The following is a 23,524-nucleotide window of genomic DNA, read 5'->3' on the forward strand; positions in this document are numbered from 1 at the left end:
TTTATTAATCTGGTTGCCTCCCATATTTTTCTCTGATTTTATTGTGAAAGTCGGTATTCATGACTACAAATTCTCAAAATCTGTCATCGGCGATGAAAAATCGCTCTGGCGCAGAAAAATCCCTAGATCGGGGTTTTATTTGGCTGACTAAAATTTTCGCCTTTGGGGTTGCTGGTACTTTATTATGGATCGGGTGGCAAGTTGCAATTGGTGCTTGGCCTGCCATCCAAAAATTTGGTGCTAGCTTTTTAGCCAACACCACTTGGAACCCGGTTAATGATAGCTATGGGGTGCTACCTCAAATCTATGGAACTCTCTTAAGTTCTTTTATTGGTCTGCTGATTGCAGTACCAATTGGAGTTGGGACTGCTGTTGTATTAAGCGAGGATTTTTTGCCCGCTAAAGTAAGACTGGTACTGGTTTTTGCAGTAGAACTGCTCGCAGCTATTCCCAGCGTTGTCTACGGCGTGTGGGGTATTTTCGTTTTGGTGCCAATCTTAACCAACTTGGGAAAATGGCTCAATGGTTACTTTGGCTGGCTGCCATTTTTTAGCACTTCTCCTACAGGGCCAGGAATGTTACCGGCGGGAGTCATATTAGCGATTATGACTTTGCCCATCATCACAGCCTTATCCCGCGATGCCTTGATTTCTGTACCCCCCAGTTTACGTCAAGCCTCTATAGGGCTAGGAGCAACGCGCTGGGAAACAATTTTGCAAGTTCTCATCCCAGCAGCTTTTTCAGGCATAGTTAGTGCTGTGATGCTGGGACTGGGCCGGGCAATGGGAGAAACAATGGCTGTAACGATGTTAATTGGCAACTCCAACAACATCAGTCTTTCTCTTTTAGCACCAGCTAATACGATTTCTTCTTTACTGGCAAATCAATTCTCAGAAGCTAGTGGTTTGCAAGTTGCCGCTTTAATGTATGCGGCTTTAGTTCTATTTTTCTTGACACTGGTAGTCAATATTCTGGCAGAGTTGATCGTTCTGAGAGTCAAGCGAATATAGCTTAGTTTTTGGTTAAATTATGACTTCTAATTTTCCAGAGCGCAGTTTAACTCGCTCCCCCATGTCTCAGAGGACACTGTTTAATACAGTGATGACCGTAGTCGCTTTTATTTGCGGAGTATTGGCACTTTTACCTTTGCTAGCAGTACTCTCTTATGTGATTATTAAAGGCTTTAGCAGTCTGAATCTGGGCGTGTTTGTGGAACTGCCACCCAAAGCTCTCCAAAAGGGAGGAGGCTTTGGGAATGCAATCTTAGGCACGCTGCTGATGGTAGGAATTGCCGCCTTGATTAGTATCCCCTTTGGAGTTTTGGGGGCAATTTACATCACAGAATTTAGTTCGGCGAAAGTAGCTAGATGGGTACGTTTTGCGGCTAACGTCCTGAGTGGAGTCCCCTCAATTATTGCTGGGGTATTTGCCTATGGAATTGTAGTTTTAACACTGGTAAAATTGAACTTAGGATCATATTCAGCTCTGGGTGGAGGGTTTGCACTGGCAATCTTGATGTTGCCCATTATTCTGCGAACCACTGATGAAGCGTTGCAGTTAGTATCGCAAGATTTGCGACAAGCATCTGTAGGATTGGGAGCAACTAACTTTCAAACGGTGAGTCAAGTAGTCTTACCAGCAGCTTTACCAGCTATTGTAACTGGGGCAACGCTAGCGATCGCCAGAGCATCTGGAGAAACCGCACCTTTGCTATTTACTGCTTTATTTTCTAACTTTTGGCCAGATAGCTTATTTCAACCGACAGCTTCTCTGGCTGTCTTGGTTTATAAATATGCCATTTCTCCGTTTAAAAATTGGCAATCTCTAGCTTGGGCAGCATCTTTGATTTTGGTATTGATGGTTCTAATCACAAGTATCATTGCTCGCTGGGCAACTCGCAAAAAAGTTTAGTAAACAACCAATCACAGTGCAAATCCCATCGCTTAAACAAACACTAGATTTAATTTATGGCTACCAATACTAGGACAGTGAATGACACTGATACCGTTTTACGCACTGAAAATCTCAACGTTTACTACGGCAAGTTTTTAGCTTTACAGAATATTTGGCTAGATATACCGAAAAATCAGGTGACTGCTTTTATCGGCCCTTCTGGTTGTGGTAAAAGTACGTTGTTGCGCTGCTATAACCGTCTCAATGACCTGATTGAGTCATTTCGGGCAGAAGGTAAAATACTTTTTTATGATAAAAATTTGTATGCATCCGACATCGATCCTGTAGAAGTGCGTCGGAGAATTGGGATGGTATTTCAAAGACCAAACCCATTTCCCAAGTCAATTTATGACAATATTACTTTTGGAGCCAAAATCAACGGCTATAAAGGTAATTTTGATGAATTGGTAGAAAGCAGTCTCAGAAAAGCAGCTTTGTGGGATGAAGTCAAAGATAAACTACAGCAAAGTGGCTCGTCTTTATCTGGTGGACAACAACAACGGTTATGTATTGCGCGGGCGATCGCAGTACAACCTGAAATTATACTGATGGATGAACCTTGCTCCGCTCTTGACCCTATTTCCACCTTGCGTGTTGAAGAACTGATTCACGACCTTAAAGAGCAATATACTATTGTCATCGTCACTCATAACATGCAGCAAGCAGCGCGTGTTTCTGATAAGACAGCCTTTTTTAATGTTCGGACTTCAGAAACAGGAACTCGTAGCGGCTACATGGTAGAGTATGATGCAACAGAAGTAATTTTCAACAATCCTCAGCAGGAAGATACCAGAGATTACGTCAGTGGCAAATTTGGATAAATATTTATTTTACATTGTTGATATTAAAGCAATGAGGGATACTCGGAAATTAAAGTTGTACGATATTCCTCTATGTTTTTTTTATTTGAAGGACTTTTTTCCTCTCAAACAAACGTCATCTCCATGCTGTCTGAAGTCTATTACTTAGTGCGTTCAAAAACTGACGGTAATTACCTCATCGCTCGTCCTGATGCTGAAACATCGGGCTATTTATTGCTGTTTCAAGAAAACTTTGACGCCCTTAGCTATCTCAACACCCACGCAGCAGAAGTGGCAAATCGCTTTGCTGTGGAATCTATTGCGCGTACACAGTTGGGAAACTTGCTCAAGCGTTGGGGTTTTAGCGGTGTGGGTATTGTAAGTGACCCGTTATTGCCAAAAGTTGAGTTTTTACAACACAATTAACTAATTCGTAATTCGTAATTCGTAATTCGTAATTTTATTAATTAAATAGTTGTGCGATCGCACAACTAAAATCAGGCAATATAGATGAACTTAATTCATCACCATTGAATAACGTAGCAACTAACTTTAAACTCGCTTGTTCGCGTCTATATACTTCCACCTCTTGCTTACGCCAATCTACAATCCAATATTCTCTGACACCTCGTGATGAGTAGAGCTTAAGTTTTAGTTCTCTATCCCGCTTTTCATTTTCACTACCAGCAGATAACACCTCTACAACCAGTTCTGGCGCACCAGTCAAATGCCCCGCCTCGTCTAAAAGTAAAGGCAATCTCTCGTTACTAGCCCAGACAACATCGGGAATAACATTATCATTATCGCCAAAAATTATTCCTGGAGCAGCCACAACTTCTCCCAGACCAGTAGTTTGTGACCAGTTATCCAAAGAAGTGCTAATTCTGACACAAGTTTTTTGATGCTTCCAGTGGGGCGCTTTAGTCACAAACAATTCTCCGTCGATAATTTCATAGCGATTCCCGTTATCTGGAAACAACTCTAAATCGGCAGTAGTCCAGCGCACTCTCTCAGATATCGGCTGGTTCATAAATCATCTCTGTTAGGGGATTTACCTATTTTAGCCTGGGTGGAAATTGAACGTTATAGCGTTTTTTGTTTGTATGCAATACAGTTTAACCTCTCTCCTTTTAGGCTTTGAATCTTACTCTCCAACGCTAGTAGGGAAGAGTTGGGGGTGAACTCAACTCAGAAGCGCTATATAGGCTTTGTCTAACGCACCATTTTTATGACTCAATGTTTTATTATCTTAGTTGCACTCCCGTAATCTATACAATATTCCTTTAAGAGAATAATGCAATTGACATTCGTTGTAAGGAATATTATACTTTGAGGTAGCAAGTGAATTGGACTTGGGAACTTTATCAAGATATCAATGGGGAAATCCCCAAAGATTTGCTTGCTTTTTTCATTAGGATGATTCCTGAAGAGGAACAACCAGAAAATCCACCAAAGCCATTACTGAGTCCTTCCGAAACCAGGCGTTTGCAAGTTAACCTTGGCTACCTGTGTAATAAAGGACTCGCATCACTCAGCAGTGCCATCTTTGAGAAACTCGAAGATGATCTGTATGAATTACGTATGACCAAGAGCGAACATAATCCAAGGTTTATTTTAACGGCTGCAACTCCTCAGCGATTTGTTGTGCTGCACGCCTTTATGAAGAAATACGACAACGCTATTAAAGATAGAGACAAAGAGGCTGCAAGAGTGAGATTGCGTGAATTGCAGCAGAGGGAAAAGTCATGAAAAAGCCTAATTTTCAAGCTTGGTTGCAGCAGAAGGTAAGCGACGAACCAGAGGTGATTTTGGCGGGAAAGTTAGAGTATCTGCGCCTATATCTTACCGATGCTATGCGGGAAATACGTAATAAAGCAGGATTGACTCAGGCACAGCTAGCGCAAAAACTGGGAGTCAAGCAAGCGGCTGTGTCCAAGTTGGAGTCGCCCTTAAAGGAACATGAATTGGAATCGGTGTTGCACTATTTACATACCTTGGGTGCAGATTTGCTGGTAGCTGTCAAACAAGGGGATGACTTATATCAAGCTAGTGATAACGAAGGTGTGTTGCTGGTAGATGTACCAGATGTAGTTTTCCAAAAAGCATTGGCGGCAAACATGAGTGTACGGGAATATGTGCGTGTCGCCGTTGAGAAGTTTTCTGACGAGGATAATGAACTGAGAACAGCTTTAGTAAAACTGCTCGAAAGTGACGATTCGGTAGCGGTGAAAGTAAGAGCGCGTTTAGGTTCAAGGACAATCCAAGAGGTTGCGGCTGAGTTGGAAAAATGTTTGAGTCTATCTGAAGAAGATAGAATTTTTGCTGTGAAAAATGTTTTGGCTGCTAATGTGGCGTGTGGAGAAAGTAATCGTGGAAGTAGTGATGAAGTTGATGAAATTGAGTTGTTGGATTTAGCTGAAGAATTGCTAGAAAAATTGGCAGATATTTAGGATGACAATAAAAGTTAAGTCGATTAATTTGATATTGAGCAAATTGCTCTCAAGCAATGTGTGTTAGTGGTAGGTAATGTACTTCAAGCTGTGAAAAATCTCTAAAAAGGTGCTATAAGTCCAGTTCTCACTACAACTAACTAGCTTGCTTGATCTACAGCATAGTGCTACTGGCTTGCTGTGCCAAAATTTAGAGTGAGTAATTCAGGAATGGACAAACAACGAATAAAATCCTATTTCAATTTTTTATTTAAAATATTGAATACAATCTCGGTAAATTGGGGCAACTCACAAGCATTATACTCCCTGCTCCTAAATAACTTAGAAAAACTAGATGACAATTTTGCTCAAGTACTGCAAATTTGGGCAACAGATGAACTGTTTAAAGTCGAACCATCAAGGGCAAAAGAGATTGCATTGGTGATCTCTGAGTTCAGCATACTAATCCAGTCTTTTCCATTTGGCAGCAGAGCAACCAATTTAGAGATTGCCCTCACAGGGAACAAGATGGCACTAACTGTTTTCACAAGAGAAGCTTCCTCACAGCAGTGGCATATAGAACATTGGGCTGTGTTGCAAACTAACCTTGCTAATGTTTACTGCGATAGGATTAAAGGAAACCGATCAGAAAATTTAGAGGCTGCTATCGAGGCTTACCAATTAGCCTTAAAAGTCTTTACACAGGAATCATTTCCAGAAGAGTGGGCAACAATAATAAATAATCTTGGTACTGCTTACAATGAGCGGATACTGGGTAATAGAGCAGAAAATCTGGAATTAGCAATCAATGCCTACAAATTAGCATTAAAAGTCCGCACTAGAGAGAGATTTCCTGAAAAATGGGCTAGTACTCAAGATAATTTGGGTAGTGCCTACGAGCAACGCATTAAGGGAGACCAAGCGGATAATATAGAAGCAGCTATCGAAGCTTATGAATTGGCTTTACAATTTCGTACCTTGGAAGAATTACCCCAAGAATGGGCTAAAACTAAGTTTAATTTAAGTAGTACATACGTTCGTCGTATTAAAGGAGATGGCAAACAAAATTTAGAAGCAGCTATTAAGGCTTGCGAAGCAGCTTTACAAGTATACACACAGCAAGATTTCCCAGAATTATGGGCTAAAACTCAAATAAGTCTCGCTATTGCATATCGTCAACGATTGCATGGAAACCGGATACATAATTTGCAAGCTGCTATGAAGAGTTACAAATCAGCTTTGCAAGTCTTTACAAGAGAAGCGTTTCCAGCCGATTGGGCTTCACTCCAATATAACTTGGGTAATCTCTACAGTGATTCAAATCAAGAGAAACATACACAAGATTTGAAAGCAGCTATTCAGGCTTATCATTTAGCTTTACAAATATTTATAAGGAAAGAATTTCCAGCGGATTGGGCAATGACTCAATTTAGTTTGGGTAACACTTATCTACTACAAGGAAAAATAGATGAAGCTATCGAGTGTTTCCGATTAGGTTTAGAAATTTATACCCCTATTTCTCTTCCTCAAGAATGTTTGAAAGGTTCAAGAAAATTAGCAAACATAGCCTTTGCTATTAAATTATGGAATGAAGCTATAAAAGGCTACACTAAAGCTATTGATTCTGTTGAACAAATCCGTACTTGGGCAAAATCCGAATCACGCCGTCAGGAAATTTTAGAGGAAGCTATTGATGTTTATCACAACATGGTGCAAGCTTGCATCAATGCTGGACAAATAGAAAAAGCTTTTGAATATTCAGAACGATCGCGCTCCAAACTTCTTTTAGACTTAATGGCAAGCTACAACCTCTCTCAAGGCGAAGAAATCCCCCCAAAAGTTCAAGAATTATTGCAGCAATACGAACAACTGCAACAGCAAATTGAGCAAGAACGCCAACGGCATAAATCGCAAAATAATCGCGGTGAAACACGCGCTGTATGGGAAGCTTATAATGAAGCGATCGCCACTTTAGAAAGACAAAAACAACAAGTTTGGGAAAATATCAGACGCGAAGATCGGGTGTTAGCTGGAGAAATTCAAGTTAACCCCCTCAAGTTATCAGAAATTCAAAAACTAATTGACCAATCAAATACAGCTATTGTCAGCTTCTATACCACCAACAGCGACACTCATATTTTTGCCGTGCAACAAAACCAAATTACTCTCCACACCTGCACAGGACAAGGATTAGATACGTTGCAAGGTTGGATTATGCAGAATTGGTTATTGCCTTATATAAATGATTCCAAAAAATGGGAAACTCAAATTAACAGTATTCTGTGCGAACTAGCTGAACGGCTGCAAATACCTGAACTCATTTTTCAACATCTTCAAGGAATAGAAGAATTAATTTTAGTTCCTCATTTATTACTACATCAGATTCCCTTTGCTGCTTTGCCCACAGGAGAATATCAGGAATATTTAGGAGATAAATTTCTGATTCGTTATACCCCAAGCTGCCAAATTTTAGAATTTTGTCAACAACGCAACAATGTAGAAACATTTAATGGAACATCTTTACAATATGGAACTGTGGAAGATGCCGAAGATAACCTTCCCTGTGCCAGATTTGAAGGCGAACAACTCGCCCAAATGTATAACATTCCACCAGAAAATAGATTAATTGGTAGCAGTCAAGCCACTTCCAAGAACTATCGACAATTAGCACAACAAGTTCAAGTATTTCATTCCTGTCACCATGCCCAATCTCGCCTCGATAATCCCTTAGAATCACAGTTAAAATTAGCTGATGGTAGCATCACCTTGGGGCAGTTGATGACACCAAGCTGGCGTTTACCTCAACTTGTAGAAGTATTTCTGTCTTGCTGCGAAACTAATTTAGGTACTCCTTCTCTAACTGATGATATTCTTACTCTCTCTACAGGTTTTTTGTGTGCTGGTGCTAGAAGTATAGTTAGTACTCTATGGTCAGTCAATGATTTAGCTACAGCACTATTTTCCATTTTTTACTACCAGCAGCGACAAGAAGGTAGAAACCGTCCTGAAGCTTTACACCAAGCCCAAATTAAGCTAAAGGAATTTAAAAAAGTAGACCTTAATAAAATATTCCATGAAGTAGAAGCAAGGGAAAAAGAACTGATAGTAAATAGAAAAAAATATTCTTTAGATTCTATCGAATACCAACAATGGAAGGGCGAATATAATATGTATGCCAAATTGAACAGACGAATTAAAGAAATCGAAAACTCTACTCAACAATTTCCCTTTTCCGCTCCTCATTACTGGGCTGCTTTTATTTGCCACGGTTTACGGTGAGAAAATAATATTAAGGTAATTACTCGCCCTTTTGGGGGAAAGGTTTGGTATTTTCCCTTTCCCCTTTAACCTTTTCCCACCTCTTGCAAAAAGCACTTTTGCAAGAGGTCTACTGTTCGTAGTGAGCGATGAATCGCTCATAGCAAGATTTGTTACGACTAAAATTCTTACTATAAACTTTAATTTATTTACGCCTAATTACTAAAAAAATATTGTGTGGCGCGATGCCTACGACGGCAAGCTACGCACCACACAATATAAAATCATCTAAAATCTAATGACTAATTCGCTACCTCAGCCACTTCGATAACCCGTCCTTCATAGTCCTTGACCAAAAAATTCAGGGGTTTGTGGTTACGAATCTTGAATTTCAAACCGCGCGTTTCGACTCGCATTAAAATCATTTCCAGGCAGTCGTGGTCAAAACAAACGTGGCGTTGCTGATTTTTGCTACCTAAACTCGCGCCAGTAATGACGTGTAGCTGGGTGTTTTTCTTCAATTGATACCACAGCCCTTCGCTGGCATTATTCATCATTTTACTAGACAAGCTTGGCCCAGTAGACATATATAGTGGATCAACGCCAGTTGCGCCTATAGTTTGTTCGTAATTGTAGTAGTAGTGCAATGGCACCTCAGCTGCTGGCAAATCTAGCAGTCCTTCATACAACTGTCGGGCAATCTCCAAATCTGACACCATTACAGTGTGTACTTTTGGGGCACTGGTGAGAAACATCCACATAGCACCAGCATAAGCTGCTAGCAGCATTACCATAATGCCTTGGGTGGAGAAGAGGCTATCTAAGGGCAGGGAAGGCAGAAAGGAGCCTAAAGTAAGGGGACTGAGCAGGAACGATATGACACTAACTGCTATAACCATGAACAAATAAGGATTCTATAAGGGAGTTGATTTTATGACTGTCGATTAAGACTAAAATTAAGTCCTTGTTTCTAGTTTATCAATACTCAAGTAGTCTTAGTCTCATCTACAAACTGAGCAACACCAAGATATTATGCGATTAACTAGTAGTTCGCCAAGTTTCCTTGGCGGGGTAAAGGGCAAGGGGGAAAGGGAAAAGATGTTTACTCCTTTAACCTTTAACCTTTAACCTTTCCCCTTTTCCCAGCCTTCACTTAACAATTTTGGGTTGGCAGACTACTAGGGGAGTGCAATTCCCAAAACTATTTTAACAACTATCAACTCAAAGACTTGTGCAAATTCCTCATTTTCCCGAAGCTAATCACCCGCTAGTGAAGTCACTATTCCATCACAGTGACCATGAACTACTGACTCTGTTTCAGCGCTATCCAGACGCTGGAAAGTACTTTACAGTGATTTTTTGCCGCTATAGTCCCATAGTCTATACCTTAATTCGGCATTCGGCGCGATCGCCTGTGCAAGCAGATTATCTGTTTGCCCTCACCTGGCGGCATATCTACTATGAACTCGGTGGACTAAATTTAATCGGCTCTGAATCAGGCGAGGAAGCCTTAACCATGCAAAATTGGTTAATTAATATGACAGCCTTCTGTATTAATGAGATTAAGCTACCACCCACAGAAGCAATTCATTATTCTCTGCAAGCGACTTCGCCGCCGCTATGGTGCTATGTAGAACAGGCGTTAGACCAACTACCACCAGTTTTGCGATTAATCGTGCTAATGGCTCAAACTTTCCACTGGAGCGAAACTAGAATCGCTGCCTACCTCCAAGCTGAAGGAGAAGCGATCGCCCCTACTGAAGTAGCCAATTTTCTCCAAGAAGGCTATCGTATGCTAGAGGACAAATTGCCCACAGATATCCGCGCTATATACTTTGGGGAAGATTCTGCTCAATCATAGCTTAAGTATAAACGCGTATAATAAATGTCTTCAATTTAAAAACTTAAAACTTCTTCTTAGACCTTCTACTTAAACCCGCAATACGGGTAATTTTTATGAAACAACGGCTTGTATTTCCCTGGCAAAAGGTAGGCTTAATTTGTGTAGCTCCAATTTCTCGTCCCCAGATACTTTTACAGAGCTTTTTACTGTTTACTTTTTTATTTAGTCCTCTAGCTGCGGGTGCAGTTGATATTACGCAACAACTCCACCGCCCTTTAAATAGTTCCGTTGGGCGACAATCAAGAGATGAAGCAGACGGTTTGTTGCGTATTGCTGAACAACAATACACTTCAGGACATGCCGACAAAACAATTGCGTCTTGCTTACGGGCATTAGAACTATATCATTCCATTGGCGACTTGAAAGCACAAGGTATGACGTACAATTTGCTTGCGAAAGCTTACGTTCAGCTTGGTAGTTCAAAAGAGGCGGAAGATGCTTTAAGACGAGGATTAGCGATCGCTCGTGATACTAAAGACTTCCAAGCTCAGATTTTTGTGCTGAATAATATCGGTACATTTATGCTGCAACAAGGCGAATTTGCTGCTGCTGGTAAAATAGTTGAAGATGCACTCGCGATTGCTGATGGTGTCAAAAATATTGAAGGTGAAGGATTATCTTTGAGTAATTTGGGACTAGTCGCAGCCAGATTGGGAGATTACAACAAGGCGATTAAACTGTACGAAAATGCTTTAACTTTCCGCCGTCAGACTGGCGATGCCATCGGTGAAGCAAATACCCTGAATAATTTAGGTGATGCTTATTTAGCATCTGGAAATTATCAAGATACCATTGCTACTTATGGTGAAGCAATGCAAACAGCTAAAACTAATCGCGATCGCACTAATGAATTACGCGCAATTGACGGTTTAGTTACAGCTCACACTGCTGTAGGACGTTACGAACGGGCTTTTGATTTACTAGAGCAACGTTTAGCACTCGCTAAGGAATTGCAAAATTTGCGAGAAGAATTAAAATCTTTTGAATCTTACGCTCAGTTATATAAGCAACAAGGTAATTACTTAACTGCCCGGAATTTTTACGAAAGGGCGATTATATTGGCGCGGACATTGCAAGACAGCAAACAAGAAGTGCAATTGCTAGATCAGCTAACTAAAATGCTTCAGAGGAAGTAGCACAAAGATACCGGAAATCTTTTGCATCGTTAAAAGTAGGGGTAATTCATGAATTGCCCCTACTGTTTTGCGTAAGTCTGATAAAATTTAACCCACGTTTTGTCCCTACTAATTTAGGAACACTGAACCGTTTCGTTCAATTCTCATAGCACTTCTACCTTGTGCTGCATTCGTGGCTTCCTTAAATGTAACTTCTAAATTTCCTGCCTCTGAAGAAGCTTGTGGAGTTACTATCAATTGTCCGCCATCTTCTCGTTCAAATGTCACTGTTACTGGTGCTTTTAGACCTTGCAGTGTGACACTTGACTTACCTGCTAGCGATCGCGGTGCTGTATCGCCAATTACTTGGAAAGTTACATTAGCCGCAGTATTATTCGTCAATGTGACATTAACTGTACCATTAGCAAGTGCGATCGTCGCATTTGGGGTTTGCCGTGGTTGCAGGAGTTGTTCTTGGTCAGTGGAAACCGCGCTTGATGAGGGCTGTTGAGTTTGAGCTACAGGGGCTGGGCGTGGTTGTGTGACACCTGGTTCTGGACTTTCACCGCCGACACCCAATCTTATTTGCTCTTGTGATGGGGTAGCTGGTACTGGAAGAAGCCCTTGAGCAGCTAGCCTTTGTGTTAGCGCGTTGGGAGGACATCCTTGTGGAACTACAACCTGACTGTTATGTGGTTCTTCGTAGAAAATACGAGGACAAGGATTAATTTTGGGAGTAGATTCTTGTGCGACTACTTGAGGAATTGCTGGCAGGCTAATCAGCAATCCTCCGCAAAGTGCGCCAAATAACTCAGCAGATTTGCGAAATTTTTGAGATTTCATATTCATGATTGACTCCTAGAAGAAAAACATCAGAATTATTTTTTTCAATAATTTATAAACAGCATATTTTGATAAAAAGTTATGCTTCAATCTCTCAATAGATTACGACTATTATTTTATTAATTCGGTCTATTTTTTGCATCTAACCAGAGACTAGTAAATAATTTCAATATTCATTCTTAAGGATGAATATTGAAATTATTAGTGAATAATCCCAACATTAACAAAATAATAGACTTCTTGGCATTTGTCGGGAAAAGGGTAAGGGGGAAGGTGAAAAGGTTCTGTATTGTCCCCTTCCCCTTTAACATGAACCCCTTTTCCCCCTCTTGCAAAAAGCACAAATGCCAAGAGGTCTAATAATGAGCTATGATAACTACTCAAGTAAAGAAATAAGAGTAGAAATATCAAACTGTAGCAATTAAATTAATAGCTAAATATTGCAACTATGTATTATAGAAAGTAGTAAATTTGTTTATCTTTCTACCTCTATCACAAGAAGCAAAAATTTCTTGTCGAATTAAGACTCAAGAGTTATCGGTAGAGTCACAGTAAATGTCGTGCCAAAGCCTTGGGTACTTTCAACTTGAATATGACCCTGGTGATGTTCGACAATAGCTTGAGCGATCGCTAATCCTAACCCTGAACCAGTCGCGCTGGCTGTAGCTGTATTCCCAGTCCGATGAGTACGTGCCGGATCTACCCGATAAAAACGGTCAAACAAGCGTGGTAGCGCTGACGCTGGAATTCCAATTCCGGTATCACTTACCTTAACTTGCAGATGAGCATTGGTGTTACGTAGCCCAGAAACGCGATTTATTCCCTCTATCCGCGCCAATTCCACTTTCACCCGTCCACCTGCTGGAGTGTAATGCAAGGCGTTAGCAATTAAATTTGTGAACAGCCGCACCAGTTGATCCCAATTGCCCACAAGGGTAAACCAATTTTCCAGTAATTCGGGGCTAGTTTCAAAGGCAGGAGGATCAACTAAGTCCAGAGAAAGAGCGATTTCTTTTTCAGGAACTAACAATTGTTGTTCTTCAACAACCTCCATCAGCAAAGCATCCAGTGGACAAGGTGAAAACGTATCTTTGTTAATACCACTATCCTGGCGTGCTAAGAAGAGTAAGTCATTGACTAACTTACCCAAACGCTGCGTTAACCGTTCCACCACCTTTAATTGTTGCCGATACTGCATAGAAGTAGTCGTTTCTGTCTCTGCTAAATCCAAGTCAGCAAGAGCAACTTGCACATTAGTTTGAATCAAAGTAATGGGACTTCTAAGTTCGTGGGAAGCATCAGCAGTAAATTGTTTGAGGCGTTGATAAGACTCACCTACAGGTTCCATCGCTTTACCCGAAAGAAACCAGCCACTTGCGCCTACCGAAAGCACCATTAACCCAATACCTAGCGCTAAATCAAAAATTAACTGACGACTGGGTTTAGTGACTTCAAACCAGGGATGACTAACGCGCAGATATCCTAATACTTGCCGTCCCACTTCCACCCGTTGGGTGACTTGTCGCAATAAGAGTGGGGAACGTGGGGTCGCCTCTGGGGATAAGGAGGAACGGGAAGTTAGGAATTTTGAATTTTCACTTTTTCCCTTGACTACGCGCACAGTTTCACCAGTGCGGTTAGCACGAATGGGAATATTTAGGGGTTCAGATAACGTTGACCAAAGTAATTCACCAGTCGGGCTAAACCATTCTAGGTCGATGTGGTCATCTTCTACAGAGTCAGTATTATCACGAAAACTAGCTTCTACATTAATACGAAATTTATCTGCATCAAGATTAATTGGCTCAAATATTAACGTAGATGCACAACGGCTGGTTGTGAGACAACGCTCCACTATTTCCACTACATGGTTAAGGGTATCGTCAATCCGCTCTATCAGTGTACTACGGACGTATAAATAAACGCCACTGGCAAACAGTAGTAGTAATACAGCAGTGACGGCAGTATACCAAATTGCAAGACGGCGGCGAGTAGCCTGAAACATATTTTTTCACCTAATTTTTTGATTGAATATCTTCACATTACGTGTTTATACGGCTAAAAAGTAAATCATTTTTATTGCTCTGGTGATTTTGCTGAGGTCTAATTCGTTCTGAAGAATTAGACTCTTGTTGCAGTAAATCTGCTTAATACTCTTTTATTTTTTATAAACAAAAGAAGAAAATCAATTTTCTTTGGCTACCTACATTAAATTAACCAAAACCATTTTTGAATATATTTTAATAAATCAAGAAAAGATTAAAAGTTTTTGATAATTAAAAATTTATTTTTGGAGTTCAATAACGTAATATTCAATTTTCAATAATCAAGTTTTTATTTCTATTATTGCTTAAACAATTAGCATATTTATATGGTGAAAACCTGTAAAATTTCAACTCCAAAAATTGTAAGAATCTCACCAATAAGATTCAAAAAAAATATAAAAATAATTTCATTTTGGTTTTTATACTCAACAATTTTTTTCAAAATAATCCTAATTCATTTTCCTGCGATCGCTTTACAAATTGACAGACAAAATAATATATTTTTAGATGTAAAAGACAAGATAAATACTAATAATTCGTATAATTTGGATAAAGTAAATAACTCACTAAGTCAAGTTTTGTTAAAAAAAACTTTAAAAAATGCTAGATATAACTTGCATAAAAGTAAACAGTTATCTGAATTCACCATAGCTGATATTATTCCAATTGAACAATATAAAGTAGAACCTCCTAAACCACCCGATCAAGGCGAAGAAGAGACTAAACCAACTATAACTAAACCAAATATAACTAAACCACATACAACAACACAACAGATACTAATAGAAAAACTACGTCGTTCAAAAAAAGAACAACAGCAAAAACAAAAACAAATAATTATTGATGCTCTTACGCTTAGTGCCAATAAATATCCTTGGATTGTTAACCCAACAGATAATCTTACTTTTTCCACGGAATTATTTAAGCCAAATGAAGATGAAAATTATATAGATACGGACATAAGTATAAAATTTTCTGGAGAAAATCAGATTATTGATAAATTTACTTATGCTAAATTTCCTAAGGACGATCAGTTTTACTGGGTTCTCGACAACAATAGAGTAGTAGTTGAAACTAAAGGCTCCCAAGCCGGTATCATCTATCAAGGAAGACACACTAATACTTATATTACCCAAAATGTTACCTCTCAACAGGCATTTTGGGGATTGCAAACCCTGTTTGCCATACCTACAGATTTTCAGAGTTTAGCTGGAGAAGTTGGTACTGAAAATTTTTCTGTAACTTCAATAGCAGGACAAGTAGTAAATCCTGAAGGTGTACCTGCTGGCAGAGTTGTTATTAATAGTGGAATTGACTTAAACAATCGTAATGTAACAGTTCTCAAAAATCCTGCTGCACTTATTGGTAGTGGCTCTACCTTGAGTGTTGATGGTGGACAAGCTTTATTTCAAGCTTTAGATGCTATTAATGCTCCCAAGATTCTGCAAGGCTTTCCAACTACGAATTTACAACCTTTACTAGATGGTGGAAATGTCCAACTCCAGGAAGGTGCAATTATTCCTAAAAGCGCTTTAGAAGCTTCTGGCATCTTCTGGGGAGATATTTTGACAGGAGAAGGTTTTGGTTTTAATGCTCCTATCTCTTCATTTCCAGGTATTAAGGTTGCTCAACTGGGAAAATTTGATAACTTTGATTTGTTAAACGTAGCAGTAAATCCTTTTCTTTCTCAACCGGAGAAAGACTTTCATTATCTTAACTCTTTACAATGGCTATCTTTAGGAAGAAGACAACCTGTATTTAAGACACTATCTGAAACTGAAGAAACTTCTGATTGGCACAGAGTTTATGTTAGCCATCCTCATAATCGCACCTTAATTCAATATGACCCAGTTGTTGCTAAAGCTACTTACACGAATATTTTTTCTGCTCCCGGATTATCTCTAACAGCTAAATTCAGCGATATTAGCATTGATGCTATACAATCAGTTAACTCTACATTAGGTTTGCTATTAGGTGAAGTTTTTGAAGCTATTAAAATTGATAATATTCAACAAGGTTTAGAAGAAGCTAGACAAAAGTTAAAAAATGGAGAAGGTTTTACTCCTTTAAATACACCTGCTACTGCTGACCAAAGAAGACAAATAAATAACAGACTGAATCGTACTTTATCCTATGCTAATTCATCCAGTGGACTAGAGCAGGTATCTGGAACTTATACACTTCCTAGTCAAGTTACTCCTAAGAAATCTAGTATTTTGCAAGTAAGAACGGGAAACCACAAACGAGCAGTTCAGTTTCTTGAAAGAAATATTTCTATTTTAGATGAAGGTGATACTTTCTTTTCCGATCTTAGGCTCTCTAATAAAAAATTTGGCCCTTTAACTTACATTGGTGTCCCAATTCCTTTAAATGATACTTCCATTATTCCTGTTAACGAATCCTCTGCTGTAGAAGTAATTTTAACAAACCCCCAAGGGCAACAATTTGTACAAAAATATAATTCAGCAGATACTACGATAGTACCGCTCCAGGTACGAGCAGCTGATTTAGCATTCGATTATATGGAACTCACTAGAGTTGATAAAATAGGTGTTAATTTTAATAATTTTAACGGTTATCTATCTTTACCTACAGTTGAGTTATTAGCAGCAGGTACTTCTGGAAATTTTAACTATAGTGCCAATTTAGGAACGTGGTTTAATGTAGATGCAAACTCAGCACCAGGCGTTTCCAATAATAATTTAGGAATAGAAGAACCAACTTTAGGTATTTATACTAATATACTCCTCAACTATATTAAAACTGATGTACGGTTCAATTCAGCTAAAAAGCCCGTAGCTATTAATACTCATGTACCCTATTTTAGACTGAGTTGGAATAGTGCCTCTAATAAAAATAATCCTTTTTCTACTTATTTAAGTTATTACTTTCAGCATCAAGAAAGAAATTTTGGTTTTTCCTTAGCTCCTGCGATCGCTTTTATTCAGGATAATGGCAATGGTGAATTTTTAGGTCTTTTCAATGGTGAATTTAGTACTAGTCATGGTTTAAATTTGAAGGCAAACCTGGAAATAGGCAAAGAATTTTTCTTTGAATTTCAAGGATTACACAGAGTCAGCAAAAATATTTCTGGCGGTGTTTATCTAAAAAATTATAGTGTTAATAATGTGGGTTTAGGCAGCCGAGTTTCTGGTTTCAACTATGGAATCATTGTGAGGCACAATTTTCCAGATAATGGTGTGTTTATCGAAACTCAAATTGGTACAGGTGAAAATGGATTTGACCTTAAGGTTCAAGGTGGTTATCGATTTTGATGGTATTAATGTAACGCACCAAAATAGAGATGTTGCATTGCAACATCTCTATTTCATTGAATATCAAGATTGCCAATCTGAAAAGTTGGAAGTCTAAGTCTTTCAATTGGTAAGTCACTATCTAATCTAAAGCACCCAAGCCATTATTAGCAGTGCCTGCTCGGATTATAGTTGTCATATCTTCAATTGATGCACCATTATTTAAGAAATTCGCTGTTGTATCAATAAATGAATTTGGGTTAGATACTGTAGTAGTTTTAACTACTCCAGGAGTTATAGTCAGACTAGTTATAGTTTCGTCATTTCCGCCTATTACCCCCCCGTATTTAGGTGTAATTGTTAAGCCACCGTCAAAGTATGAGCCAGAAGGTAAAATCACCTCACCACTGACACTGAGAAAAGCCCCAGAAGGTCTAATCAAACTAACAGCACCACGAGCAGTAGCTTGTTGTGCATTTGCTGGCGCGGCTAAAAAATTTCCTACACTCACTAAACTGAATAAACAAATACTTCCTCGAAGAATTGTAGATAATTTCTTAGATAAAGTATTCATAATTTTATTAACTCCTTATACTTTTTCGCCTTAGACTCGTTCCCAGATGTTGCTTAGGGATGCAGACTTAACCTCGACCAGGAAACGTAAAGGCGTAATTTTTTTATTTCTTTATACAAATAAAAATATATAACTCTTGCTATGAGCATTTTGTTAAAAATGAACATTTTTAGGGTTCGTATTGTTACGCAAACGCTCTAGCCATTTTTCTGTCGGTGTTTCAGTGTTTATATTGATATCACTAAAGCTATGTAAAGAGATGATGAGGAGCCGAATGGCAATTTACCAACGCTTTGATTGCATTTGCTGAGGGGTTAAAGAATAAAATTTAATCTTTGTATAGTAATCTGATTTGATTCTTGTTCGCGTAGCGTGGCGTAGCCATACTTATTTGCGTAGGAGGCAATAGGCAATAGGCAATAGGCAATAGGCAATAGGCAATAGGCAATAGGCAACAGGCAACAGGCAACAGGCAATAGGCAATAGGCAACAGTCAAGAAGCCTCTTTGAGTTGTACCAATACTTTTCGGATAAGCCTAACAATTTCTCTTTTGGTCTGGGAAAAGGTTAAAGGGTAAAGGTGAATTAAAACCTTTCCCTTTCCCCTTTCCCCTTTCCCCCTTAACCGAAAAGTATTGTGAGTTGTACTGAGTTTTTTTCACGCAATCAAATATGAGTCCTATATAGGGGAAGCTGCTACGTTTCGTGTAGAACACAAGATAGAGGCAATTCGGCAGTGGTATGAATTGAGGTGAGCGGGGGAAGTCGGGCGGAATTTTTGAAGTTGCCAAATCATCTTGCTTTCTCTACAACGTCGGCAATTCTTCAAAATAAGGCTAAAGATAAAAGAAAAGGAAACTCAGATTTAATCTGATTTCCTTAAATAACGAGTTAAGTAAGTAGGTGAGCATAAATCAAAGTAGGTTATGCGTAGTTTGTCTACCCAAAACGGTAGACTATAAATCTTCAATTATTTACGCTGTACTTACTGTTTTCGTAATGTTAGCGATCGCATGAGTATGAATTACAAATTGTATTAAACCTTTACCAACACCGTCTCCCGAAGCTTGGCAATCACATCATTCAAATTACCTGTGTTCAGGCGGTAACTCAAAGGATGGGCAATCAACCGCGCTGTGCTTTCATACAAGGTAGCGATTTCAATCAAACCATTTTCGCGCAAAGTCCGCCCTGTAGAAACCAAATCCACGATCGCTTCTGACATTCCAGTAATTGGGCCTAGTTCTACTGAACCATACAATGGCACTATTTCCACAGGCAAATCGAGACTGTGGAAATATTCACGAGCGCAATTGACATATTTTGAAGCAACTCTACCATGCGGTGGTAAATCTAAAGGCGATGCATAAGAACTAGATGCTTTTACCGCCACAGACATCCGACAATCACCGAACTGTAAATCTACCAAGTGGGCAACTTGCGGCTGCTTCTCTCGCAGCACATCGTAACCGACAATCCCCAGTTGTGCCTGACCATATTCCACATAAACAGGTACATCCTGCGCGCGCACTAGTAAAGCTTTCGCAATTCCCTTGGTATCAGGAATTTGAAGTTGGCGAGTTCCTGAATCTAAAAAAGCACTAAAATCTAATCCCACAGCTTGTAGCAAGCGGATGCTATTTTTAAGTAGTTCCCCTTTTGGCAATGCAACAGTCAGCATTCTTTTTCTTAGTATCCTTGGCGTTCCGACAGTTGAATAATATTGAGAATATCTCTCTATGCTTACCACAAGCAGTATGAGAATTTTATTAGTTGATGATGAAATCGAACTAACTCAACCCTTGAGTCGCTTGTTAACTCGTGAGGGTTACGCTGTAGATGCCGCTTATGATGGGACATCTGGCAGCGAACTTGCACAAGCAGGTAGTTATGACCTACTTATTTTAGATTGGATGCTGCCAGGAAAAACGGGGTTAGAGATTTGTCAGGAATTGCGACGCCAAAGCAAAACCACTCCCGTGCTGTTTCTCACAGCTAAAGATACTCTTGATGACCGCGTAGAAGGTTTAGATGCTGGTGCGGATGACTACTTGGTTAAACCTTTTGAACTGCGAGAGTTACTAGCCAGAGTCCGCGCTTTATTGCGTCGTTCCGGTTCTCAAATCTATGAAACTACCACCGGACGACTGACTGTCGCTGATTTAGAACTCGATTGTGACAATCAAGTAGCTTATCGCCAAGGAAGAATAATTGAGCTATCGCAGAAAGAAAGCCAGTTGTTGCAATACTTTATGGAACACACTGGACAGCTATTAACTCATGCCCAGATTATGCAAAATTTGTGGCAAGAGGAAGAACCCAGTAGCAATGTGATTGCGGCATTAATTCGTTTACTGCGGCGTAAGATTGAGGTAGGTAAGGAAACTACGCTGATTCACACAGTTTATGGTAAAGGCTATCGTTTTGGTGCTTCATCTGTGGAGTCAGTTACTAACGGATAAGCATTGGTAACGAAACAGGTTTCGTTTCGTTTATTGCCTACTATAACAATATTGTTATAGTAAAAGGGGATGCTGTGCCTGAAACCCGTATTGTTTTCTACCAAGAAGAGGAAGAGGAAGGGGAAGTTCCTGTCCTTGAATGGCTGACACGACTTTTGAAAGAAGACCGCAAAGGTTATGCAAACTGTGTTGCTCGAATCAAACAACTTGCGGCTTCAGGCTACGAACTCCGTCGCCCGGCTGCTGATTACTTGCGCGATGGCATATATGAGCTTCGGGCAAAGCATATCCGTGTGCAATATCGCATTCTGTACTTCTTTCATGGTCAAAATGTGGCAATTCTCGCTCACGCTATCACAAAAGAAGAAGCATCTGTACCACCAATTGATATTGAACGGGCGATCGCTCGAAAGCTTTTATTTGAAGAAAACCCAGAAGTTCACACCCACGTAGAGGAGCAAGAGGATGGTTAAGACTAGCGATGCTATAAAAATCATTGACAAAATGACTAGCAGCGACCCTGAGCTTGAGGCAATGGTGGCAGAAGCTTCAATCAATGCAGAAGTGGCACAGTTGATTTATGAAGCTAGAACAAAAGCAGGGTTAACACAGAAACAACTGGCTGAACTTGTTGGCACAAAACAGCCTGTGATTGCACGGCTGGAAGATGCTGATTACGAGGGACACTCTCTGTCAATACTCCAAAAAATCGCTCAGGCTCTTAATCAACGGGTAGTGATTCATTTGACTCCATTGGAACATGAACAAAGCGCATAATGACATATAGGTGACAACGCCAAATCAGCCTAATTTTCTGATGTGAGTTTTTGTACAGTGACTTTTTATTTGTCGTGATACCAAATTACTGTCATCAGGGCTGTGAAGCTTGTACTCAAAGAGCGTTAAGCTTAAAAGTAACAGTGAAAGTTACAAGCTATATCAACAGCAATAATTGCAAGTTTAAAGTGGGTAAGGCTTGCATTGATGACGTAAATTTGTCTCAACGCCATTTAATTTGTCACTGTATACCCAATTTATCGGGGGATTTAGAGGGATCTAAAACTTTTTGTTACCCAGAAGAGGACTTTTCAAACAGCCTCTTTAGATTTACCCAAAAACTGATTAATTTGAAGTTGCAGTTTTTCTCGTAATTGTTGTGCCTGTTGATAAGCTGCTGTACGGTCTTTCTTTGAGTGGGTGTCTAATCCTGCTAATTCTAAAGGCTGAATAACGCAACGCAAACGAGTTCTCATCGCCCAAATTCCCATTGAGGGAAACAGGAGTAAGACCAGCATCAAAGGCGATAAAGGCAAGAATGGTAATTTAACTAGTCGTTGTAATTTTTTGAGATTAATAGTCCAAGGATGCAGAAATTCACTACCGATGCAAACTACTGGAAGAATCGGAATATGATAGCGATCGCTCAACTGAATAAAACTCACATCAAACTTTTGTAGTTGATAGCGTCTTCTCCATCCTTTCCTAAGCCCACGGATACCTTCGGGTGCATATAAGAGAATTTTACCTTGAGCCATCGCTGTCTCAAAATCATCTAATTCGGCTCGCACACCGCCTAAAACCTGCGACCATTTAGACGGTAGCCACCAAATCATCCAAGGATGCTCAAATAATGCTGGACTTGCTATCGGTTGTACCACCCATCCTTTTGCTTCAGTTAATAAATATCCCAAGGTCAAAAAATCCCAAGGAAAACACATACCGGCATGATTCATTGCTACAATCAATGGCCCTGTTGATGGCAAGTTTTCGACTTGTTGCAATTCTCCCCGAAAATAATATTTAACGATGGGGCCAATAATTTCCGAGCCAAAAGCTTGTTGATATTTGGGATCAAATTCACCAACTTCTTTTCGGGGTGAACGAAAACCCAGACGCAACCAGCGACTCAGCATCGCTAGATAAAATCCGCCAGGAATTAAAAATAATCCATATTCTAACCAATTCCAACCATCTGGATCTGTGTGATAGTGCTGCCAATGGCGATTGAATAAAATTAGCCACCCTGGAGGATACCAAAGACAAAACCAATCAAACCAGCTAAATATATAACCTTTAACTGGTAAATTTTCCAGTTGGGTGTTTAGGAGGTTTTCGGAGCGTTGATTTATCAAAATGTTGAGTATTAGGCAAAAATATTATTAAATAAATTTTGATTTTAACTTTATAGTTTTACCATTGATATCTTACCGTAGAAGTAAAATTAACTACAGATTTTGAAACCTGTTTTAAATTGAGTTGCCAAAATTAGCAATTATCTTAGAAAATTTATCAATACAAAATCTTAAACAAAACTTATATATAGAAAGTATTTATACATAACATAAAAAATTCAATTGGGTATGAAGCGTGAGAAGATAACGCGCCACTCATTTTTGGCGTTACGTGATGGCTGAAAATTATCAAATCGCCTTAGATAATACTATTGCAGCATCACATATCAGACAAATTTAATATTTATTTTATAGATGTCTGATCCAACGAACGAGAATCAGCGAACACTGATCAGTAAATATTGATGTTTCGCCAAAAGATAAAATTGATAACAACTAATGATTATTCAAATTCTTCCGAAAGCTGGAGACAAATGGCGAGACACCTGTCTTACTCTTCCTACTATGGAACTAGGAAAGTCACTAAAAATTTCAAATTTAATCCGTGAACTTCGGCAGCAACTCGATCTCTCTCAAGAAAAGTTTGCAGCTAAGTTGGGAGTTTCCTTACGAACAATCAATCGCTGGGAAAACGGATCTACAGTGCCTTCACAGATGGCACTAAAGCTAATTGAAGAAATGTTAGAGAAGATGGGCGAACCCAAAAGACTAGTGAACGAGTATCTCCCAAAATCGGAGCAACGGAAGGACTCTTGA

The 23,524-nt window shown here is 39.5% G+C and carries 21 protein-coding genes; 14 read left to right on the plus strand and 7 right to left on the minus strand.

From position 1 onward, the window contains the following. Positions 1-59: 59 nt before the first annotated feature. From pstC to RMX98_RS07315, 4 genes are all read left to right on the plus strand, one after another. A complete protein-coding gene (pstC, locus tag RMX98_RS07300; protein WP_322677294.1) occupies positions 60-1,010 on the plus strand; it encodes a phosphate ABC transporter permease subunit PstC in 951 nt (316 codons plus the stop codon). 19 nt (positions 1,011-1,029) lie between these two features. Then, positions 1,030-1,911, plus strand: a complete 882-nt coding sequence (gene pstA, locus RMX98_RS07305; protein WP_322677295.1) for a phosphate ABC transporter permease PstA — start codon at positions 1,030-1,032, stop codon at positions 1,909-1,911. Positions 1,912-1,967: 56 nt separating this feature from the next. Beyond that, entirely contained in the window at positions 1,968-2,774 is an 807-nt protein-coding gene (pstB, locus tag RMX98_RS07310) for a phosphate ABC transporter ATP-binding protein PstB (protein WP_322677296.1), read from the plus strand. A 123-nt stretch (positions 2,775-2,897) separates the two neighbouring features. Further along, positions 2,898-3,179: a hypothetical protein gene (locus RMX98_RS07315; RefSeq protein WP_322677492.1), complete on the plus strand. Its 282-nt coding sequence runs from the start codon at positions 2,898-2,900 to the stop codon at positions 3,177-3,179. A gap of 37 nt (positions 3,180-3,216) precedes the next feature. Here the strand turns inward: RMX98_RS07315 and RMX98_RS07320 are convergent, their stop codons facing one another. Continuing rightward, positions 3,217-3,783: a Uma2 family endonuclease gene (locus tag RMX98_RS07320; RefSeq protein WP_322677297.1), complete on the minus strand. Its 567-nt coding sequence runs from the start codon at positions 3,781-3,783 to the stop codon at positions 3,217-3,219. Positions 3,784-4,094: 311 nt separating this feature from the next. On the opposite strand from RMX98_RS07320, the gene RMX98_RS07325 reads away from it, so the two are divergent. The 3 genes from RMX98_RS07325 (at position 4,095) to RMX98_RS07335 (ending at position 8,461) form a co-directional block, all read left to right on the plus strand. Further along, positions 4,095-4,502, plus strand: coding sequence for a type II toxin-antitoxin system RelE/ParE family toxin (locus RMX98_RS07325; protein WP_322677298.1), 408 nt, complete (start codon positions 4,095-4,097; stop codon positions 4,500-4,502). Next, a complete protein-coding gene (locus RMX98_RS07330) occupies positions 4,499-5,203 on the plus strand; it encodes a helix-turn-helix domain-containing protein (RefSeq protein WP_322677299.1) in 705 nt (234 codons plus the stop codon). Before RMX98_RS07325 ends, RMX98_RS07330 begins: the two co-directional genes overlap by 4 nt. A 210-nt stretch (positions 5,204-5,413) precedes the next feature. Beyond that, complete coding sequence (locus tag RMX98_RS07335) at positions 5,414-8,461, plus strand: CHAT domain-containing tetratricopeptide repeat protein (RefSeq protein WP_322677300.1); 3,048 nt, start codon at positions 5,414-5,416, stop codon at positions 8,459-8,461. A 281-nt stretch (positions 8,462-8,742) separates the two neighbouring features. Here RMX98_RS07335 and RMX98_RS07340 read toward each other — a convergent pair whose 3' ends face one another. After that, positions 8,743-9,339: a glyoxalase-like domain protein gene (locus tag RMX98_RS07340; protein WP_322677301.1), complete on the minus strand. Its 597-nt coding sequence runs from the start codon at positions 9,337-9,339 to the stop codon at positions 8,743-8,745. A 332-nt stretch (positions 9,340-9,671) separates the two neighbouring features. Here RMX98_RS07340 and RMX98_RS07345 point away from each other — a divergent pair, with 332 nt between their 5' ends. Beyond that, on the plus strand, positions 9,672-10,301 hold the full coding sequence (locus RMX98_RS07345; RefSeq protein WP_322677302.1) for a sigma-70 family RNA polymerase sigma factor: 630 nt from the start codon (positions 9,672-9,674) through the stop codon (positions 10,299-10,301). 95 nt (positions 10,302-10,396) lie between these two features. Then, on the plus strand, positions 10,397-11,479 hold the full coding sequence (locus RMX98_RS07350; protein ID WP_322677303.1) for a tetratricopeptide repeat protein: 1,083 nt from the start codon (positions 10,397-10,399) through the stop codon (positions 11,477-11,479). A gap of 108 nt (positions 11,480-11,587) precedes the next feature. Here RMX98_RS07350 and RMX98_RS07355 read toward each other — a convergent pair whose 3' ends face one another. Beyond that, on the minus strand, positions 11,588-12,307 hold the full coding sequence (locus tag RMX98_RS07355) for a hypothetical protein (protein ID WP_322677304.1): 720 nt from the start codon (positions 12,305-12,307) through the stop codon (positions 11,588-11,590). Positions 12,308-12,821: 514 nt separating this feature from the next. Beyond that, complete coding sequence (locus tag RMX98_RS07360; protein ID WP_322677305.1) at positions 12,822-14,306, minus strand: HAMP domain-containing sensor histidine kinase; 1,485 nt, start codon at positions 14,304-14,306, stop codon at positions 12,822-12,824. Between the two features lie 366 nt (positions 14,307-14,672). Here RMX98_RS07360 and RMX98_RS07365 point away from each other — a divergent pair, with 366 nt between their 5' ends. Beyond that, on the plus strand, positions 14,673-17,621 hold the full coding sequence (locus tag RMX98_RS07365) for a hypothetical protein (protein ID WP_322677306.1): 2,949 nt from the start codon (positions 14,673-14,675) through the stop codon (positions 17,619-17,621). A 121-nt stretch (positions 17,622-17,742) separates the two neighbouring features. On the opposite strand, the gene RMX98_RS07370 is transcribed toward RMX98_RS07365, so the two are convergent. After that, positions 17,743-18,174 (minus strand): hypothetical protein, encoded by a 432-nt coding sequence (locus RMX98_RS07370; RefSeq protein WP_322677307.1) that lies wholly within the window; start codon positions 18,172-18,174, stop codon positions 17,743-17,745. 1,036 nt (positions 18,175-19,210) lie between these two features. Next, a complete protein-coding gene (gene hisG / locus RMX98_RS07375; protein WP_322677308.1) occupies positions 19,211-19,855 on the minus strand; it encodes an ATP phosphoribosyltransferase in 645 nt (214 codons plus the stop codon). A gap of 76 nt (positions 19,856-19,931) precedes the next feature. Here hisG and rppA point away from each other — a divergent pair, with 76 nt between their 5' ends. The 3 genes from rppA (at position 19,932) to RMX98_RS07390 (ending at position 21,413) form a co-directional block, all read left to right on the plus strand. Then, positions 19,932-20,636 (plus strand): two-component system response regulator RppA, encoded by a 705-nt coding sequence (rppA, locus tag RMX98_RS07380; protein WP_322677493.1) that lies wholly within the window; start codon positions 19,932-19,934, stop codon positions 20,634-20,636. Positions 20,637-20,710: 74 nt separating this feature from the next. Then, on the plus strand, positions 20,711-21,109 hold the full coding sequence (locus tag RMX98_RS07385; protein ID WP_322677309.1) for a type II toxin-antitoxin system RelE/ParE family toxin: 399 nt from the start codon (positions 20,711-20,713) through the stop codon (positions 21,107-21,109). Then, positions 21,102-21,413, plus strand: coding sequence for a helix-turn-helix transcriptional regulator (locus RMX98_RS07390; RefSeq protein ID WP_322677310.1), 312 nt, complete (start codon positions 21,102-21,104; stop codon positions 21,411-21,413). Before RMX98_RS07385 ends, RMX98_RS07390 begins: the two co-directional genes overlap by 8 nt. A 311-nt stretch (positions 21,414-21,724) precedes the next feature. Here RMX98_RS07390 and RMX98_RS07395 read toward each other — a convergent pair whose 3' ends face one another. Then, the gene (locus RMX98_RS07395; protein ID WP_322677311.1) at positions 21,725-22,768 is read right to left on the minus strand and encodes a 1-acyl-sn-glycerol-3-phosphate acyltransferase; all 1,044 of its coding nucleotides are present in this window, start codon (positions 22,766-22,768) and stop codon (positions 21,725-21,727) included. A 438-nt stretch (positions 22,769-23,206) separates the two neighbouring features. On the opposite strand from RMX98_RS07395, the gene RMX98_RS07400 reads away from it, so the two are divergent. Then, entirely contained in the window at positions 23,207-23,524 is a 318-nt protein-coding gene (locus RMX98_RS07400; protein ID WP_322677312.1) for a helix-turn-helix transcriptional regulator, read from the plus strand.

The sequence above is a fragment of the Nostoc sp. DedQUE02 genome, assembly GCF_034531035.1.
Taxonomy (GTDB): Bacteria; Cyanobacteriota; Cyanobacteriia; order Cyanobacteriales; family Nostocaceae; genus Nostoc.

What these genes read in the sequence shown, in the direction of transcription:
- RMX98_RS07390 (WP_322677310.1), top strand. Translation starts at nt 21,102, where the DNA reads ATGGTTAAGACTAGCGATGCTATAAAAATCATTGACAAAATGACTAGC.
- RMX98_RS07330 (WP_322677299.1), top strand. Translation starts at nt 4,499, where the DNA reads ATGAAAAAGCCTAATTTTCAAGCTTGGTTGCAGCAGAAGGTAAGCGAC.
- RMX98_RS07365 (WP_322677306.1), top strand. Translation starts at nt 14,673, where the DNA reads ATGGTGAAAACCTGTAAAATTTCAACTCCAAAAATTGTAAGAATCTCA.
- RMX98_RS07355 (WP_322677304.1), bottom strand. Translation starts at nt 12,307, where the DNA reads ATGAATATGAAATCTCAAAAATTTCGCAAATCTGCTGAGTTATTTGGC.
- RMX98_RS07320 (WP_322677297.1), bottom strand. Translation starts at nt 3,783, where the DNA reads ATGAACCAGCCGATATCTGAGAGAGTGCGCTGGACTACTGCCGATTTA.
- RMX98_RS07360 (WP_322677305.1), bottom strand. Translation starts at nt 14,306, where the DNA reads ATGTTTCAGGCTACTCGCCGCCGTCTTGCAATTTGGTATACTGCCGTC.
- RMX98_RS07340 (WP_322677301.1), bottom strand. Translation starts at nt 9,339, where the DNA reads ATGGTTATAGCAGTTAGTGTCATATCGTTCCTGCTCAGTCCCCTTACT.
- hisG (WP_322677308.1), bottom strand. Translation starts at nt 19,855, where the DNA reads ATGCTGACTGTTGCATTGCCAAAAGGGGAACTACTTAAAAATAGCATC.
- RMX98_RS07350 (WP_322677303.1), top strand. Translation starts at nt 10,397, where the DNA reads ATGAAACAACGGCTTGTATTTCCCTGGCAAAAGGTAGGCTTAATTTGT.
- pstC (WP_322677294.1), top strand. Translation starts at nt 60, where the DNA reads ATGACTACAAATTCTCAAAATCTGTCATCGGCGATGAAAAATCGCTCT.
- rppA (WP_322677493.1), top strand. Translation starts at nt 19,932, where the DNA reads ATGAGAATTTTATTAGTTGATGATGAAATCGAACTAACTCAACCCTTG.
- pstB (WP_322677296.1), top strand. Translation starts at nt 1,968, where the DNA reads ATGGCTACCAATACTAGGACAGTGAATGACACTGATACCGTTTTACGC.
- RMX98_RS07400 (WP_322677312.1), top strand. Translation starts at nt 23,207, where the DNA reads ATGATTATTCAAATTCTTCCGAAAGCTGGAGACAAATGGCGAGACACC.
- RMX98_RS07335 (WP_322677300.1), top strand. Translation starts at nt 5,414, where the DNA reads ATGGACAAACAACGAATAAAATCCTATTTCAATTTTTTATTTAAAATA.
- pstA (WP_322677295.1), top strand. Translation starts at nt 1,030, where the DNA reads ATGACTTCTAATTTTCCAGAGCGCAGTTTAACTCGCTCCCCCATGTCT.
- RMX98_RS07315 (WP_322677492.1), top strand. Translation starts at nt 2,898, where the DNA reads ATGCTGTCTGAAGTCTATTACTTAGTGCGTTCAAAAACTGACGGTAAT.
- RMX98_RS07370 (WP_322677307.1), bottom strand. Translation starts at nt 18,174, where the DNA reads ATGAATACTTTATCTAAGAAATTATCTACAATTCTTCGAGGAAGTATT.